A 17261-nucleotide genomic window follows, 5' to 3' on the forward strand; every position below is an offset into this window, starting at 1 on the left:
TCACCGCTAAGGTGGCCACGAGGTCTCCGGGTACAGGTTCTTCTTGGTCGTTGAACCCTTTACCGGAGACCTCTTTGCTTATCCGGCTACGACACGCCGTTGATCAACACTTCGAGACAGGCCCTAGTGGCGGTGAACGCCCTGGTGACGGCGGCGAAGAACGTGGCGGCTGAGCGGAGTTGCGCGGCCGGCCGCCAGCAGCGCGCCCGCGTGTGCCGTGAACACGGCCGCGACGAGCGTCACGTCGTACTCCTCCCAGGGGCCGCCGGGCAGTGAGGTGAGGACCCGGCCGTCGGCGAGCCCCGCGAACAGCCGCCCGTTCATGGCCGCCAGCCCGCGCACCCGGAAGTTCCCTGGGGCGCCATCGGCCGGTCGGATCGCATCAGCCTGCTCCCACCCCTGGGAAGCGAACGGCCGCCGCCACAGCTCGCCGCCCTCCGTCGCCGCGTAGAACGTGCAGTCGGCGATCGCCAGCCCCGTCGCCCCCGAGGGCGCGGCCCCGAGGTCCACCCAGACGCCCTCGCTGTCTCCGCTGCCCATGCGTGTACCGCCGTTGCCCCCGTTGCCCCCGTTGCCCCCGTTCCCGCCGTTCCCGCCGTTCCCGCGGTTCCTGCCGTCGCCGCCGTGCCCGCCGTTCCACCGGACGAGCCGCCCGGCGTCGGTCAGCCCGTACAGTCCCACGGGGAACCCCGCCGCGGCCTCCCTCGGCACGGCCAGCGCGACAACGTCCCCAGCGACCGCGCTGACGTCGACGGCCCCGGCAGCGCCGAGAGCGCGGGCAGCCCCGGCGACCCCGGCAGCCTGGGTGGCGGTGCCGACGGCCCCGCCGCCCCCGGCGGACTCCCACGGGAGGTTCTGCCCGCACAGCTCCCGCCGCAGCAGCGCCCCCGACCCGTCCACCGCGTACAGCGTCCGATCGCGGACCGCCAGCGCCCGGACGTCCGTCCCGGCGGGCCCGACGACCTCCCACGCGGGGGCAGGCGTCGCGCCGCTGAAGCGGTCGAGCACGTTGCGGGTGACGCGCTCCACGACCGGGTCGTGCAGGGTGTTGCCCCAGTTGACCGTGGCCGCGTTGAACACGGTGCCCAGGTCGCTCGTGAAGATCCCCATGGTGGCCGCCCCGCCCTGGCCGTAGGCGCTCCAGTGCCGCAGGTCCGCCGTGGCCAGCACGACGAACGACGCGGGTGTCCCGTCGCGGCAGGTGGCCCGGGGCACGCCGCCGATCTCCTCGATCTCGGCCGCGTCGGTCTCGTAGCCCAGGCACCCCTGCCCGAACGGGTCGCCGTCCTTCAGCCCCGTCCCCTCGAACACCCAGTGGCCGGCGAAGCGCGCCGTGTAGGACTCGTCCAGCATGCGCCCCATGTCCGGCCCCCATGTCCCCGCCCCGGCGCGGAAGCTGACGCCGGTGAGCGCGTTCTCGGGCCGGCCGGCGGACGACCACTCGACGGTCGCGAGCCGGGGGTCGTCCACGGGGTCGCACAGCGCGTCGCGGTGGCACACCATCGTCCGTCCGCCGTCCTCCAGCCGGATCCGCCACCACGCGGTGTTGCCGGAGAAGACGGCCAGGTTCCCGCCGCGCCGGACGAACCCTTCGACCGCGTCGCGCATCCCGTCCGACCAGTACTCGTCGTGGCCGTTCACGACGAGAACGCGACGCCGCGCCAGCAGATCCGGCCCGAAGTCGAGGTCGAGGTCGAGGTCGAGGTTCGAGCAGTACGCGACGTCGTAGCCGGCCGGCCGCAGCCACCGGATCAGGCCGAACTCCCATCGCTCCGGACAGGGGCCGCCGCCCGGCCGGTCGAAGCTCACGCGGCCCGCGCGCACCGGCGACTCGGTCCAGTAGAGGCCCTGCCCCGGCATGCCCGCCCTGTTGTACGCCTGCCAGGTGGCGAACGGCACACTGACCAGGATCGGCGCGGCCGGAACCGCCTCCCGGACCACGAAGAAGACCTCGTTGTCCGGGCACGGCGCCTCGCCCGGCAGCCCTTGCGGCCATGGCACCTCGGGCCCGAACCGCGCCCGGTAGAGCGAGCTGGGCCAGTCGGCGCCGACCTCCAGCTCCCAGCCGGGCGTCGCGACCCCGGTGAACACCACCCGGTCGCTCGCCACGTCGGCCACCTCGACCGGCGCGGTCCCGGAGACGACGAAGGGCAGCGTGCCGCCCTGCGCGCACGAGGTCGCCCGGGCGTAGGCCCACACGGTCATGCGACGGGCGTCGTCTCGGTCGGGGGGTTCTCCATGCGCTTCGAAGCTCCCTCGGGAAAGGGGGGACGGGGATGCCATGCCACGCTTACTGGAAGGATTCTTAACAGTTATGTCTGGTCGGCAGTTTTCCACGACCGGCGGGCCCGCACAAGAGTAAGCGGTTTCCCGCGACTCCTGAGGACTGTGGCCCGGTGTCTTGGTGGAGGCGTCCGTGGTGCCGGGGTTGCCACGTGGACGGCCCAGAAGGCGCACGTCACGGCGGCAAGCCGGGGAACCGGAGGAGCGTGCCCCCGGACGGGGGCCGGCCCCGTGCGGCGGGTGGGCCTTCCCGGGCCGGCCGTAAAAGAAGAAAGAAGAAGCAGAGACGGCGGCGAGGGGGGCGCGGGCGGAGATCGGTGATGCGGTTCGCTTGGGCGCACCAACGGGCACAAACCACAAAAGAACGGTACGGAGGTGGTTCCCTGAACGCGCTGTGAGGTGGTCGTGGCTTTGCTGATCGGGATCGAGGAAGAGTATCTCGTCGTAGACCCGCGCACCCGTCAGGTCGTTCCCCGGGCGGCCGAGGTCCTGGCCAGAGCCTCCGGGACGCTCGACGTCGACCAGGAGATCACCCGCTTCCAGGTGGAGGCCCGCACGGCGCCGACGTCCGATCTGGACGCGCTGGCCACCGACCTGCGCCTGACCCGCAAGGACGTGGCCGGGGCGGCGCGGTCGTGCGGCCTGTCCGTGATGGCCAGCGGCAGCCCGGTCCTCGGCGACGTCGCCCGGCCCCCGCTCGGCGACGACGCCCGCTACGAGCACGGCCGTGAGCTCTACCGCGCCCTCCAGGACGAGATCAGCATCTGTGCCCTCCACGTCCACGTGGACGTGCCGGACGACGAGCACGCCGTCTACGTGGCCAACCATCTTCGCCCCTGGCTGCCCACGCTGATCGCGCTGGCCGCCAACTCGCCGTTCTTCGCGGGCCGCGACACGGGATACGCCTCCTGGCGGGTGATCAGCTGGGGTCGCTGGCCCGTCTCCGGCGCCCCGCCGTACTTCCCCTCGTATGCCGCCTACGAGCGGACGCTGGAAGCGCTGACGGAGTCGGGGGCGCTGATGGACCGGCGCACGGTGTTCTGGGACGTGCGCCCGTCGCCCCGGCTCCCGACCGTCGAGGTGCGCGTCACGGACGTGCCGCTGGACGTGGGCGACAGCGCCACCCTGGCCGGCCTGGTGCGCGCCCTCGTCGTGACGGCCCTGCGCGACGTCGCCGACGGCGACCGGGGACTGCCCGTGCCGCCGGAGGTGCTGCGGGCCGCCTACTGGCGCGCCGCGCGCGACGGGCTCGCCGGCGACAGCCTGGACCTGCGTACGGGGGCTCTCGTCCCCGCGCCCGTACTGGCCTGCCGCCTCCTGAACCACGTACGGTCCGCGCTGGCCGAGTCCGGCGACCTTGAACTCGTCCAGGACGGCCTGGGCCGGCTGCTCCGAAGGGGTTCGGGCGCCATCCGCCAACTCCGCATGCACGCGGCCACCGGAGACCTCACCAGCGTGGTGGACGACTTGATCCGGGCCACCACCGCCTGACCCGCGACGCGCCGCCGATGCCCCTGTCGGCAAGGCGCCCGGTGTCGGGTGGCGCCTCCCGGGACCTCATCTACGTGGGGAGTCGTCCACGCGGGGCCTCATCCACGCGGGGAGTCGTCCACACGGGCCCCGTCCACATGGGGGAGCCGCGCCCACGTGGAGAGTCGTTCGCGTGGGGTGCCGTCCGTGCGAGGAGTTGTTCCTCCGGGAGGAGCCATCCCTCTAGGGGTAGTCTTCCTCCACTTCCACGCCCTCCTGCTCCAGCGCTTCCTTGATGACGCGGAAGGCGAGGCCGGAGGGGTAGCCCTTCCGGGCCAGCATGCCGGCGAGGCGGCGGGTGCGGGTCTGGGAGTCGAGGTTGCGGGTGGAGGCGAGCTTGCGGTCCACGAGGCGGCGGGCCGTCTCGGCTTCCTGGTCGGGGTCGAGCCGCTCCACGGCCTCGTTCACCGTCTCGGAGTCGACGCCGCGGTGGCGCAGTTCGGCGGCCAGGGCGCGCCTGGCCAGGCCGCGACCGTGGTGACGTGAGTCGACCCAGGCTTCGGCGAACGCCTCGTCGTTGATCAGGCCCAGCTCGGAGAACCGGTCGAGCACGGTCTGCGCAGCTTCGTCGGGTACGTCACGCTTGCGCAGTGCCTCGGCGAGCTGAGCGCGCGTCTTGGGCGCCATCGTGAGCAACCGCAGGCAGATGGCTCGCGCGACCGCCTCGGGGTCGGCCTGTGGTGCGGCTGCCGCGGGCGAGCCCTCGTCGGGGCCGTCCGGCAACCATCCCCGGTCCGTCCCGGTGGACCGCTGTCCGCGCCCTCCACGGTTGTCCCGTGAGCGTCCCTTTCCGGACCGGCGCCCTCGTCCCTTCGTGCGGGGCCCGGATGCGCCGTCGTCCCCGCTGTCACCGGCCCACCCATGCGAGGGCGCTTCGGCGTTCTCCCCGGCCGTTCCGCTGTCCGACTCGGACCGCGCAAACCAGGGCGTCCAGTCGGCGGATGAGCCCTGCGGATCGCCCGAGCTGTCGGGGACCGCGTCCATACCGTCGGAGCCGGTGGGGGGCCCGTGCGGGTGGCTGGAGTCGCTGGGGGCTTCTTCCAGGTCGGGGGAGTGCGCGGATGTTCCTTCCAGGCTGCGGGCGGTGGTGAAGGGCCTCTGCGGGCGGCCGGAGTGGGTGGGGGGTTCCTCCATGCTGGGGGAGTCCGCGGGTGTCTCTTCCAGATCGCCGGCGTCGGTGGGGGACCCGTGGGGGTGGCTGGAGTCGGTGGGGGCTTCTTCCGGGCTGCCGGGGTCCGCAATCGCCCCTTCCGCGCTGCCGAGGTCGGTGGAAGATCCTTCCGGACCGCCAGTCGAATGCTCGGCACCCGGGGGCAGCGCACCGCCGGCGGTGGCTTCTCCGCTCGCGGTGGGCTCCTCGCTGGTGGTGGGCTCCCGGTCTGCGGTCGGTTCTTCGTTGGTGCTGGGCTCCCGGCCGGCGGTGTGGTCTTGGCTCGTGGTGTAGTCGCGGCCGACGATGGACGCCTGGCCTGTCATGGGCTGTCCGCTCGTGTCAGGTTCCCCGACCGCATGGGACTCTCGGCGGACAGTGGGTTCGCTGCCCGAAGGGGACTCTCGGCGGGCGGTGGGCTCGCTGCCCGAGGGGGATTCCCCGTTCGCGGGGTGGTCGGTGACCGCGGTCGCCTCGGAGGCGGAAGAGCGGTCGGGGTCGAGGGGCGGTTCCCCCGCAGAGGGGGCCATGGCCTCCTGGGGCATGCCGGTAGTAGAGGATGGCTCGTCGTCCCACATCGGTGCGCTTTCACGAGCGTGCTGAGCGTCCTGCGGCTCCGGTCCCGATGGAAGGGGCGCGGGGTCGGTTGCCTGCGAGGGCGTGCTTCCCCAGAAGGGGTGAGTGTCCTGCGCGTTCGGCTCCCAGGAAAGCCGCGATGGTTCAGTCACCGACGACGGTTCGCTTCCACGAGAGTGTTGAGCGTCCTGCGGCTCCGATCCCTGCGCGGCGTTCGAGGGGGCGGTTGCCTGCGAGGGCGTGCGCCCCCAGAACGGATGAGTCTCCTGCGGTTCTGGCTCCCAGGAAGGCACTGAGGGGGCGGTTGCCTGTGGCGGTGCGCTCTCCCAGAAAGGGTGAGCCTTCTGCGGTTCCGGCTCCCAGGAAAACCCCGAAGGCGCGTTCGTCCACGACGGCTCGCTTCCCCGGGCGGGCTGAGCGCCCTGCGGTTCCGGATCCCATGCGGGCTTCGAAGGCTCGGACGTCCACGACGGCTCGGCCCCACGGGAAGATTGAGCGTCGCGTGGCCGCGGCTTCGACTCAGGCTTCGGGGGCTCGGGCGCCCACGACGACTCCGCTGCCCACGACGGTTCCGCCGCCCAGGAGGGGGGAGCGGCCTGGGATTCCGGATCCCACGCATGCTCCGAACCGGTGCCTGCCCACGACTTGCCGATGCCCGGAGAGGGCTGGGCATCCCAGGAGAGAGCGGGGGACCGCTCGACTCCTCTGTCGTGGGTGGGTTCGGCTTGGTCGGATGTGTCTGAGGGGGCTGTCGGGTGGCCGGCGGTGCTGGGCCGGGGGTGAAGGCGCGTGTCCCCGTCATGCGAGGGCTGTTCGTGATCTTGGTTGTGCGGGTCCTGGGGGGTGGAGGCTGCGCGTTGGGCGCGTTGTTCCTGCCACTCGGCCACGGAGGGCCAGCCGTTCACCGAGGGCCGGCCGTTCACCGAGGGCCGGCCGTTCACCGAGGGCCGGCCGTTCACGGACGGCCGACCGTCCACGGACGGTGAGGTATCGGCCGCCTGATCGCGCTGCTCCTGAGTACGCCGGCCTTGAGTACGTCGGCCTTGAGCGCGTCGGCTCTGGGTGCGCCGGCCCTGGTCGCGTGCTTCGCCCCACGCCTGGCCTCGCGGAGCGTCCGTGCCGTCGCCGGACGAGGCGTCTCGCCTCCGGCCGCTCGCCCCGTCCTGGCTCTGGTTCCAGTCGGCCCCCGACCGGCGGCCGGAACGGTAGCCCGACGGCGAACCTGAACGGGACCCGGCCGAACCGGACCGCGAGCCGGACGAGCGCGAACGGGATGCAGCCGACGAGCCGGAACGGGAGCCGGGCGTCAGTCCGGAGCGGGACGAATCGGATGGCGAGTCCGAGTTCGACTCCGACTCCGACTCTGCCTCCGAGCCTGACCTCGACCCCGAGCCTGACTCCGCCCCCGCGCCGGCCGTCGAATCTCGTCGGCCGCGTCTGCCCTTGCGGTCGGTGGGGGAGGGCGGGAGGTCTGGCCAGGCGCCCCAGTCGCGATCGTGGGGCGCCTGGTCGTCGCCGCTCATGGCGCTGCCGATGGCCGGTGTTCACTCATGGGGGGATGACCGATCAGACGTCACCGGGCTTCGGCGCGGCGGCGGCCTTGGAGCCGCGGCCCGTGGCGGCGGGGGCGGGCGGCGCCGGCGGGGCGGCCTCGGCGGGGGCGTCGAGGCGCGGGCCGACACCCAGCTTGTCCTTGATCTTCTTCTCGATCTCGTTGGCCATGTCGGGGTGGTTCTTCAGGAAGTTGCGCGCGTTCTCCTTGCCCTGGCCGAGCTGGTCGCCCTCGTAGGTGTACCAGGCGCCGGACTTGCGGACGAAGCCGTGCTCCACGCCCATGTCGATCAGGCCGCCCTCGCGGGAGATGCCCACGCCGTAGAGGATGTCGAAGTCGGCCACCCGGAAGGGCGGGGCCATCTTGTTCTTCACGACCTTGACGCGGGTGCGGTTGCCGACCGCCTCCGTGCCGTCCTTGAGGGTCTCGATGCGGCGGATGTCCATGCGGACCGAGGCGTAGAACTTGAGCGCCTTACCACCGGTCGTGGTCTCGGGCGAGCCGAACATGACGCCGATCTTCTCGCGCAGCTGGTTGATGAAGATGGCGGTGGTGCCGGTGCTGTTGAGGGCGCCGGCGACCTTGCGCAGCGCCTGGGACATGAGGCGGGCCTGCAGACCCACGTGGCTGTCGCCCATCTCGCCCTCGATCTCGGCCTTGGGCACCAGCGCGGCCACCGAGTCGATGACGATGATGTCGACGGCGCCGGACCGGATCAGCATGTCGGCGATCTCCAGCGCCTGCTCACCGGTGTCGGGCTGGGAGACGAGCAGCGCGTCGGTGTCGACGCCCAGCTTCTTGGCGTACTCGGGGTCGAGCGCGTGCTCGGCGTCGATGAACGCCGCGATGCCGCCCGCCCGCTGCGCGTTGGCCACCGCGTGCAGGGCGATCGTGGTCTTACCGGACGACTCCGGACCGTAGATCTCGACGATGCGGCCACGGGGCAGACCTCCGATGCCCAGCGCCACGTCGAGGGAGATCGAGCCGGTGGGGATCACCTCGATGGGAGCCCTGGCGTCATCGCCGAGGCGCATGACGGAGCCCTTGCCGAACTGCCGCTCGATCTGGGCGAGGGCGGTCTCGAGGGCCTTCTCGCGGTCGTTGATAGCCATGGGAGCTCCCCCTGAAGGGTCGTGGTCCGATTCAGTCGAGTGAAAGCTACGGCCTGCCACCGACATTTTCTGCGGAGTGTCGGGGAGGCGGGGTCCCCGGCGTTCTCCATGGTAGCCGAACGGCTGTTCGATCACATCGGTAACACGCGGCTTCGGGGCCGCGACGCTCCGCGCCGGGCCGGAGCGCGTCTGGCAGGTGGCGGCCGGGCATGTTCCGGCGTCCCGTCGGGGCGCTGTGTGAGCGTGTCGCGACGGTACGTCCTGGTTCGCCCGCATGTGCAGTGGTTTGCGGCCGGCGTGTTGTCAGCCGTCTTGAGCTGGGGAGACCCAAGGGTAGAGGGTTGGAGGCGGCGACGTGTCAGACACGTACACCGGGGAGCGGCGCGCCCATCTGGAGGCTCTTGCCGAGCTGTTGCCCGAGCAGGGGCTGGTGAGCCGCATGATCGGCGGCGACGATCCGATGCTCTGGGTGTGGCATCCGCAGACCGGGCGGCAGACGATCATCTTCGCCACGCCCTCGCGCGGAGGATGGATCTTCCTGTGGGCGCCCGGAGGTCAGGGGCGCGTGGACGAGCTGGCGCGCACGGCCGGCGCGTTGCGGCAGACGCTCGACGCGCCGCCCCACGCGAAGTCCCGTTGAGACGAACCCGGAGCCCGGCGGCGGCGGTCTCAGGTCAGCGCAGCTGCGGCGGCACGTCCTCCACCTGGCAGACCGCCCGCCAGACGGTCTTGGCGCTCTCGCCCTCGGCCAGCGCCTGCGTGACCGTGCGGCCGTCCAGCGGTGCCAGCACGTAGTCACGGGCCCAGGAGTCGGCATAGGTGTCGCCGAAGTGGGCGCGCATCCGTCTCCAGAACTCGGTCAACCGCATCATTCAAGTATGGGACCACCGGCGCCATGGGTAGGACAGACCCATGGCCAAGACTCACAAACCCTCGCCCCCGAAGACCGCCGAGATCAAGGCGAACCGCGTCAGGCGCCGCGCGTTACGGCTGGCACAGCGGTTGGCCGTGCAGAAGGAGAAGGCGGACAGGTCCGAGCGGCACGCCGGCATCAGGCGCGAACCGCGCGTGGGCCTGCCGAGGACGCGCCGGGCGTCGCGGCGATAGCCCGTACCCGGTCACCCAACCGGTGCCAGGCCGGCCGGCGACGCGGGTCCCGTGCGAGTTCGGGGAACCGCGGGCGGGGCGGCGGTCGGAGGGAACCGGCGCGGCGTCACGTGAGGTCAGAGCACGCGTGAGCCGTACATCTCGCCGAGGTGGTCGGCGAGCAGCTCCAGGCGGGCGCCGTCGGGGTCGCGGAAGTAGATGGAGGCGCCGCTCTCGATCTGGTGCGGCACGCCGGCCATCTCCAGCTTCCCGCGCAGGCGCTCCCACGTGGCCGGGTCGACGGAGATCGCGATGTGGTGCAGTCCGCCGAGCACTTCCTGGTACGGGCCGAGGTCGAGCCCCGGGAAGTCGAAGAACGCCAGCAGGTTGCCGTTGCCGACGTCGAAGAAGAAGTGGCTGGAGCCCTTGTAGTCGCGGTTCTCGAAGATCTCTGTGAGCGGGAACTCCAGAAGCTCCTGGTAGAACCGGATGGTCCGCTCCACGTCCGACGACACCAGAGCGAAGTGGTGCAGGCCGCGGGCGCTGCTGGGAGGCCGGCGCGGTAAGAGGTGGCGCTCCCTGATCTCGTCACGGCGCGCGTCCATGGCTGTGTTGTCGATGCTCACGGTCGCTCTATGTCCGCCTGCGTGCCGCTCAACCACCCTGGGCGGCCACAATGCGTTTTCTGTCGGTACGGCGAGGCACTATGGGCAGGTGAGCTCGCTCGACCATTTCAGCCAGGTGACCAGGGAGTGGTTCTCCGGGGCCTTCGTCGCGCCCACGACCGCCCAGGAGGGCGCGTGGCGTTCCATCGCCCGGGGTGACAACACGCTGGTCGTCGCGCCGACGGGCTCCGGCAAGACGCTGGCCGCGTTCCTGTGGTCGCTCGACCGGCTGGCCGCCGAGCACGCCGAGCACGCCGAGGCCGCCAAGAGCGCCGAAAGCACCGAGCACGCCGAGGGCGCGGAGCCGGGCTCGCCGTCCGGGCGGCGTCGCAGCGGCGGGCGTGGCGGGCGCGGCGGCAAGGATGACACTCCTCCCCGAAGCGGCACGAAGGTGCTCTACGTCTCGCCGCTCAAGGCGCTGGCCGTGGACGTCGAGCGCAACCTCCGCGCCCCCCTGACCGGGCTCAAGCAGACGGCCCGGCGGCTCGGCCTGCCCGTGCCCGAGATCTCGGTGGCCATCCGGTCCGGCGACACCCCCGCCGAGGACCGCAGGCGGTTCGCCGCCCGGCCGGCCGACATCCTCATCACGACCCCCGAGTCGCTGTTCCTGCTGCTCACCAGCCAGGCGCGCGAGGCGCTGCGCGACGTGCGCACGGTGATCATCGACGAGGTGCACGCCGTCGCGGCGACCAAGCGCGGCGCCCACCTCGCGCTCAGCCTCGAACGGCTCGACGCGCTGCTCGACCGGCCCGCCCAGCGGATCGGCCTGTCGGCGACGGTCCGGCCGGTCAGCGAGGTGGCGGCGTTCCTGGGCGGCTCCCGGCCGGCGACCGTGGTGCAGCCGCCCTCCGACAAGCGCATCGAGGTCGACGTCGTCGTCCCGGTCGAGGACATGACGGAGATGGAGGGCGCGCCGCGCCGCGACGACGGCGACGGCGGGGGCGACCTGACGCCCGATCCCGCGAGCCGTTCCATCTGGCCGCATGTGGAGGACCGGCTGTTCGACCTCATCGGGGCCCACAGCTCCACGATCGTGTTCGCCAACTCCCGGCGGCTGGCCGAGCGCCTGTGCACGCGGCTCAACGAGCTGGCCTACGAGCGCGCGTACGGCGCCGACACCGTCGACCTGTCGATCTGGGAGACCGCCCCGGCCGAGGACGAGGACGCGGGCGGGCGCCCGGCGGGCGGCGCGCCGGTCCGGCGGACGCCCGCCGAGATGATGGCCCAGGCCGGCGCGAGCAAGGGCGTGACGACCGAGATCGTCCGCGCTCACCACGGGTCCGTCTCCAAGGAGGAGCGGGCGCAGATCGAGGAGGCGCTCAAGTCGGGCCGGCTGCCCGCCGTGGTCGCCACCTCCAGCCTGGAGCTGGGCATCGACATGGGCGCCGTCGACCTGGTCGCCTGCGTCGAGGCGCCGCCCAGCGTGGCGAGCGGCCTGCAGCGCATCGGCCGGGCCGGGCACCAGGTGGGCGCCGTCTCCAAGGGCGTGATCTTCCCCAAGTACCGCGGCGACCTCGTCCAGACCGCGGTGGTCGCCGAGCGCATGAAGAACGGCGAGATCGAGGAGCTGCGCTACCCCCGCAACCCCCTCGACGTGCTCGCCCAGCAGATCGTGGCGATGACCGCCCTCGACGAGTGGACGGTCGACGAGCTGGAGGCCGTGGTCAGGCGTGCCGCCCCCTACGCCACGCTGCCGCGCACCGCGCTGGAGGCCACGCTCGACATGCTGGCCGGCCGCTACCCGAGCGAGGAGTTCGCCGAGCTGCGCCCGCGCGTCGTGTGGGACCGGGTGACGGGCACCCTGCGCGGACGCCCGGGCGCCCAGCGGCTGGCCGTCACCAACGGCGGCACCATCCCCGACCGCGGCCTGTTCGGCGTGTTCCTGGTCGGCGAGAAGGCCTCGCGGGTCGGCGAGCTGGACGAGGAGATGGTCTACGAGTCGCGGGTCGGCGACGTGTTCGTGCTCGGCGCGACGTCGTGGCGCATCGAGGACATCACGGCCGACCGCGTCCTCGTCTCCCCGGCTCCCGGCCAGCCGGGCAAGCTGCCGTTCTGGCACGGCGACGCCCCGGGCCGGCCGGCCGAGCTGGGCAGGGCCATCGGCGCGTTCCTGCGCGAGCAGGCCGCCGACGGCTCGGACGGGCGCGCGCGGGCCGCCGGGCTCGACGAGTACGCCGCCGCCAACCTCCGGTCCTACCTGGCCGAGCAGCGCGAGGCGACCGGCTACGTCCCCGACGACCGCACCCTCGTGGTCGAGCGCTTCCACGACGAGCTGGGCGACTGGCGGGTGGTGATCCACTCCCCGTACGGCGCCCGCGTCCACGCGCCCTGGGCGCTGGCCATCAACCGGCGGCTGCACGAGCGCTACGGCCTCGACGTGCAGGCCGTGCACTCCGACGACGGCATCGTGCTGCGCATCCCCGACACGCTGGCCGAGCCGCCCTCCGACGTCGCCGCGTTCGACCCGGAGGAGATCGAGCAGATCGTCACCGAGGAGCTGGGCGGGTCGGCGATGTTCGCCTCGCGGTTCCGGGAGTGCGCGGGACGGGCGCTGCTGCTGCCGCGCCGCACCCCCGGCCGGCGCAGCCCGCTGTGGCAGCAGCGCCAGCGGGCGGCCCACCTGCTGGGGGTGGCCTCGAAGTACGCGTCGTTCCCGATCGTGCTGGAGACGATGCGCGAGTGCCTGCAGGACGTGTTCGACGTGCCGGGGCTGGTCCGGCTGATGCGCGACATCGCCGCCCGCCGGGTGCGCGTGGTCGAGGTGGAGACGTCGCAGGCGTCGCCGTTCGCGGCGTCGCTGCTGTTCCACTACGTGGGCGCGTTCATGTACGAGGGCGACGCGCCGCTGGCCGAGCGGCGGGCGCAGGCGCTGGCGCTGGACACCTCGCTGCTGGCCGAGCTGCTGGGCCAGGCCGACCTGCGCGAGCTGCTCGACCCCGACGTGATCTCCGACGCCGAGCGGGAGCTGGCCAGGCTCGACCGGCCGCTGCGTGACGCCGAGGACCTGGCCGACCTGCTGCGCTCGCACGGGCCGCTGCTCGCGCCCGACGTGAGCGTGCGCGGCGGCGACCCCGCCTGGCTGGAGGAGCTCGAACGCGCGCGGCGGGCGATCCGGGTGCGCGTCGCGGGCGAGGAGCAGTGGGCGGCCATCGAGGACGCGGCGCGGATGCGCGACGCGCTCGGCGTGCCGCTGCCGGTGGGGGTGCCCCACGCGTTCCTGGAGCCGGTCGCCGACCCGCTGGCCGACCTGGTGGCGCGCCACGCCCGCACCCGGGGGCCGTTCCACGCGGGAACGGCGGCGGCCCGGTTCGGGCTGGGGGTGGCCGTGGTGCGCGACGCGCTGCACCGCCTGGCCGCGTCCGGGCGGGTGGTCAACGGCGAGTTCCGGCCCGGGGGCCGGGGCGAGGAGTGGTGCGACGCCGGCGTGCTGCGCATGCTGCGGCGCAGGTCGCTCGCCCGGCTGCGCAAGGAGGTCGAGCCGGTCGCGCCCGAGACGCTGGCCCTGTTCCTGCCGGCCTGGCACGGCATCACCGGCTCGGCCGGCCCCGCGGGCGCGGCGGGGCCGGGAGGCCCGGGAGCGACCGGGCTCGCGGGCGACGGGACGGCGACGGGCTACGGCGGGGCGACGCGGGCGGCCGGGGCGACGGGGGCGACGGGGGCGGCCGGGGCCGCACGGGCGATGGACGCGCTGGTCCACGCCGTCGAACAGCTCCAGGGCGCGGCCGTCCCCGCCTCGGCGCTGGAGTCCCTGGTGCTGCCGTCGCGGGTGCCCGGCTACCATCCGGCGCTGCTCGACGAGCTGACCTCGTCCGGCGAGGTGATCTGGGCCGGACAGGGATCGCTGCCGGGCGGCGACGGGTGGGTGTCGCTCTACTTCGCCGACACCTCGCCCCTGCTGATGCCCGAACCCGCCGAGATCACCATGACACCGGTCCACGATCACGTGCTGGAGGCGCTCGGCGGCGGAGGGGCGCTGTTCTTCCGCGGGTTGTCCGACCGGCTCGGCTCGCTCGACGACACGGCGCTCGCCACGGCCCTGTGGGACCTCGTGTGGTCCGGCCGCGTCTCGGGCGACACGCTGGCGCCGCTGCGGGCGACGCTGGGGTCCGGGCGTCCCGCGCACCGCCCGGCCACCACGCGACGCCGCCGCGCCGTGCTGCCCACGCGGAGCGGGCCGCCGACCGTGGGCGGGCGGTGGTGGCTGCTGCCCGCACCCGCCGGTGACGCGACCCAGCGGGCGCAGGCCCAGGCCGAGGCCCTGCTCGAACGCCACGGGGTGCTGACGCGCGGCGCGGTGACGTCCGAACGGCTGCCCGGCGGGTTCTCGCCGGTCTACCAGGTGCTGCGCGCGTACGAGGAGAGCGGCCGGTGCCGGCGCGGCTACTTCGTCGAGAGCCTCGGGGGTGCGCAGTTCGCGCTGCCGGGAGCGGTCGACCGGATGCGGGCCATGGCCCCGTCCCTCGCCCCCGCCGCCGAACCGCCGGGGCCGGGCCTGTCGCTCGACGGGCCTCACGGGCGTGCCGGTGGTGTCCGGCCCGGCGAGCGCGGGGGCACGCGGCGGGCGGTGGTGCTCGCGGCGGCCGACCCGGCCAACCCCTACGGGGCCGCCCTGCCGTGGCCGGCGCACCCCGGCGACGTCGGGCACAAGCCCGGGCGCAAGGCCGGGGCGTTGGTGGTGCTGGTCGACGGGTTCCTCGTGCTGTACGTCGAGCGGGGCGGCAAGACGCTGCTGTCGTTCACGGACGACGAGCGGCTGCGGCCGGCGGTGGACGCGCTGGCCCTGGCCGTACGCGACGGGGCGCTCGGGAAGCTGACCGTCGAGCGGGCCGACGGCGCCTCCATCACCGAGTCGCCCTTGGCCGAGGCGCTCGAGGCGGCGGGCTTCCACCCGACGCCACGAGGTCTGCGCCTACGGGCCTGACGACGGGCCCCGAGGTCCGGGGGTCTGGGGGCCAGACGACGGGCCCCGAGGTCTGCGCGCCTGGCGAACGCGCTGCGAGGGCTGAGTCGGCGTGCCCGGCGAACGCCCGGCGAGCTGTGAAGGCGTGCCTGGCGAACGCCCGGCGAGCGCTGTGAAGGCGTGCCTGGCGAACGCCCGGCGGGCGGACGGCTCGGTGAGCGGGCGTCTGGGAGCCGTGTCGTCCGAGGGCGGGTGCCGCCTTTCTCTGTTTTGGCGCGTCCGTCCCTTTGGGCCCCGGTTTCCGGAGAATCTGGGAAAAGTGGGGCTGGTGTGGTTTATGTGAGGATACGCGGGGAAAGGGGACGCGGCCTGCGGCGAGGGGGCTGGCCGTACAGAAGCCAATTCCCAGGATCGCTCGATATCCGGGCGAATGGCGAGAAGCCATCCCGTAAGACACGCTTGATAACCCGTTTGCTTGCTCGTGACTTGTTCGACGCATAACCTCGACGGCAGTGAGGAGTTACTCCGCGCTGCGCGGATTGCCATACCGGTGACGTACGGACGAGCGAGCTTGACTGATGGAGGCGGGCGAGACCCCCGGCTGTCGCGGCCGGCGCCCGGCCGGGCCCCGGGCCTGGCCTCCGCCTTGGCTTGATATCAGCGTCGTGATGACGCCGATCGGGCGTTCCGCGCCGCGCATGTGACCCCTCGCGTTCTGTGGCCGCTTTTACGGGTGTTGACGACGCGAGGAGGGCGGGGAGCGCATGGGGCCGCTTGTCGTGGTGCTGTCGGTGGCGGTGCTCCTGCTCACGTTCGGCATGATCGCCGCGCTCCTGGTCGTGATCCGGCGCACCTCGGGTCTGCTGCCGCAGTCCGGCAAGCCGTCCGCCGAACAGATCGAGGCCGTCCACGAGGAGCTGGAGCAGGCCCGTCAGGAGGCCGGCGAGATCCGCGGCAAGGCCGAGTCCGACGCCGAGGAGATCCTGCGCCGCTCCGAGGCCGCGGCCGAGAGCGCCGCGCGGATGCGGCGCGAGGTCGAGGAGGAGGGCCGGATCCTCAAGTCCGCGCTCAAGGAGCTGCGCGCCGATCTCGAACGCCGCGAGTCCCGCCTGGCCGAGCGCGAGGAGCGTCTGGACGAGGAGGCCCGGCGGCAGGCCGACCAGCAGCGCAAGCTGGGCGAGGACGAGGCCCGCCTGGCCGACCGGAAGGCCGAGCTGCTCCAGATCGAGGACGAGCGGCGGGCCCTGCTGGAGCGGGTGGCCGGGCTGACCGCCGCCCAGGCCAAGGCCGAGCTGGTCAGGGAGATCGAGAACCAGGCCAAGCGCGAGGCCGCGCTGATCATCCGGGAGATCGAGGGCCAGGCCCGCAAGGAGGGCGAGAAGCGCGCCGCCAAGATCGTGACGCTGGCGGTGCAGCGCGTGGCGGCCGAGCAGACGGCCGAGTCCGTGGTGAGCGTGCTCCACCTGCCGGGCGACGAGATGAAGGGCCGCATCATCGGCCGTGAGGGCCGCAACATCCGGGCGTTCGAGTCGACGACCGGCGTCAACCTCATCATCGACGACACTCCTGAGGCCGTCCTGCTGTCCTGCTTCGACCCGGTACGCCGGGAGACCGCCAGGCTGACCCTGGAGAAGCTGGTGCTCGACGGCCGCATCCACCCGCAGCGCATCGAGGAGGCCCACGAGCGCAGCCGCGCCGAGGTGCAGGACCTGTGCGCCCGCGCCGGCGAGGACGCGCTGGTCGAGCTCGGCATCACCGACATGCACCCGGAGCTGACGCTGCTGCTCGGCCAGCTCCGCTACCGCACCTCCTACGGGCAGAACGTCCTCAAGCACCTCATCGAGTCGGCGCACATCGCCGGCATCATGGCCGCCGAGCTGAAGCTCGACCAGCGGCTGATGAAGCGCTGCGCCCTGCTGCACGACATCGGCAAGGCCCTCACGCACGAGGTCGAGGGCAGCCACGCGCTGATCGGCGCGGAGATCGCCCGCCGATACGGCGAGTCGGAGGACGTGGTCCACGCCATCGAGGCGCACCACAACGAGGTCGAGGTGCGCACCGTCGAAGCGGTTCTCACCCAGGCGGCCGACGCGATCAGCGGCAGCCGTCCCGGCGCGCGCCGCGAGTCGCTGGAGGCGTACGTCAAGCGGCTGGAGCGGCTGGAGGAGATCGCGCAGTCGTACGAGGGCGTGGAGAAGGTCTTCGCCATGCAGGCCGGCCGGGAGATCCGGGTCATGGTCAAGCCCGACGCCATCGACGACATCCAGGCGCAGGTGATCGCCCGGGACGTGGCCAAGCAGGTCGAGGAGGAGCTGACCTACCCGGGGCAGATCCGCATCACGGTCGTCCGCGAGTCGCGCGCCACCGAGTTCGCGCGCTGATCCCCCGGCCCTGGACGGCAGGGCAG

Annotated in this window: 10 protein-coding genes; 5 read left to right on the forward strand and 5 right to left on the reverse strand. The window is 72.9% G+C overall.

The genetic code is table 11. The features are described 5' to 3' along the window. Window positions 1–123: 123 nt before the first annotated feature. Window positions 124–2205 (reverse strand): N,N-dimethylformamidase beta subunit family domain-containing protein, encoded by a 2082-nt coding sequence (locus HTZ77_RS39605; RefSeq protein WP_175594917.1) that lies wholly within the window; start codon window positions 2203–2205, stop codon window positions 124–126. 483 nt (window positions 2206–2688) lie between these two features. Between HTZ77_RS39605 and HTZ77_RS39610 the strand changes: the two genes are divergently transcribed. Next, the gene (locus tag HTZ77_RS39610; protein WP_175594918.1) at window positions 2689–3774 is read left to right on the forward strand and encodes a carboxylate-amine ligase; all 1086 of its coding nucleotides are present in this window, start codon (window positions 2689–2691) and stop codon (window positions 3772–3774) included. A 222-nt stretch (window positions 3775–3996) separates the two neighbouring features. Here HTZ77_RS39610 and recX read toward each other — a convergent pair whose 3' ends face one another. Beyond that, entirely contained in the window at window positions 3997–4536 is a 540-nt protein-coding gene (recX, locus tag HTZ77_RS39615; RefSeq protein WP_235995853.1) for a recombination regulator RecX, read from the reverse strand. Between the two features lie 2569 nt (window positions 4537–7105). Further along, window positions 7106–8203, reverse strand: a complete 1098-nt coding sequence (recA, locus tag HTZ77_RS39620; protein ID WP_175594919.1) for a recombinase RecA — start codon at window positions 8201–8203, stop codon at window positions 7106–7108. Between the two features lie 355 nt (window positions 8204–8558). Between recA and HTZ77_RS39625 the strand changes: the two genes are divergently transcribed. Then, on the forward strand, window positions 8559–8843 hold the full coding sequence (locus HTZ77_RS39625) for a hypothetical protein (protein ID WP_175594920.1): 285 nt from the start codon (window positions 8559–8561) through the stop codon (window positions 8841–8843). 34 nt (window positions 8844–8877) lie between these two features. On the opposite strand, the gene HTZ77_RS39630 is transcribed toward HTZ77_RS39625, so the two are convergent. Beyond that, on the reverse strand, window positions 8878–9075 hold the full coding sequence (locus tag HTZ77_RS39630; protein WP_407940641.1) for a DUF3046 domain-containing protein: 198 nt from the start codon (window positions 9073–9075) through the stop codon (window positions 8878–8880). Window positions 9076–9115: 40 nt separating this feature from the next. On the opposite strand from HTZ77_RS39630, the gene HTZ77_RS39635 reads away from it, so the two are divergent. Then, window positions 9116–9310 carry a hypothetical protein gene (locus HTZ77_RS39635; RefSeq protein ID WP_175594921.1) on the forward strand — a complete coding sequence of 65 codons (195 nt, stop codon included), beginning with the start codon at window positions 9116–9118 and terminating at the stop codon, window positions 9308–9310. Window positions 9311–9426: 116 nt separating this feature from the next. Here the strand turns inward: HTZ77_RS39635 and HTZ77_RS39640 are convergent, their stop codons facing one another. Beyond that, complete coding sequence (locus tag HTZ77_RS39640) at window positions 9427–9915, reverse strand: VOC family protein (RefSeq protein ID WP_328809046.1); 489 nt, start codon at window positions 9913–9915, stop codon at window positions 9427–9429. Window positions 9916–10003: 88 nt separating this feature from the next. On the opposite strand from HTZ77_RS39640, the gene HTZ77_RS39645 reads away from it, so the two are divergent. Both HTZ77_RS39645 and rny read left to right on the forward strand, forming a co-directional pair. Further along, on the forward strand, window positions 10004–14875 hold the full coding sequence (locus HTZ77_RS39645) for an Lhr family helicase (RefSeq protein ID WP_328809047.1): 4872 nt from the start codon (window positions 10004–10006) through the stop codon (window positions 14873–14875). Window positions 14876–15618: 743 nt separating this feature from the next. Further along, entirely contained in the window at window positions 15619–17235 is a 1617-nt protein-coding gene (gene rny, locus HTZ77_RS39650) for a ribonuclease Y (RefSeq protein WP_175594922.1), read from the forward strand. Window positions 17236–17261: the final 26 nt, after the last annotated feature.

It is taken from the genome of Nonomuraea montanisoli (assembly GCF_013363975.1).
GTDB classification, from domain to species: domain Bacteria; phylum Actinomycetota; class Actinomycetes; order Streptosporangiales; family Streptosporangiaceae; genus Nonomuraea; species Nonomuraea montanisoli.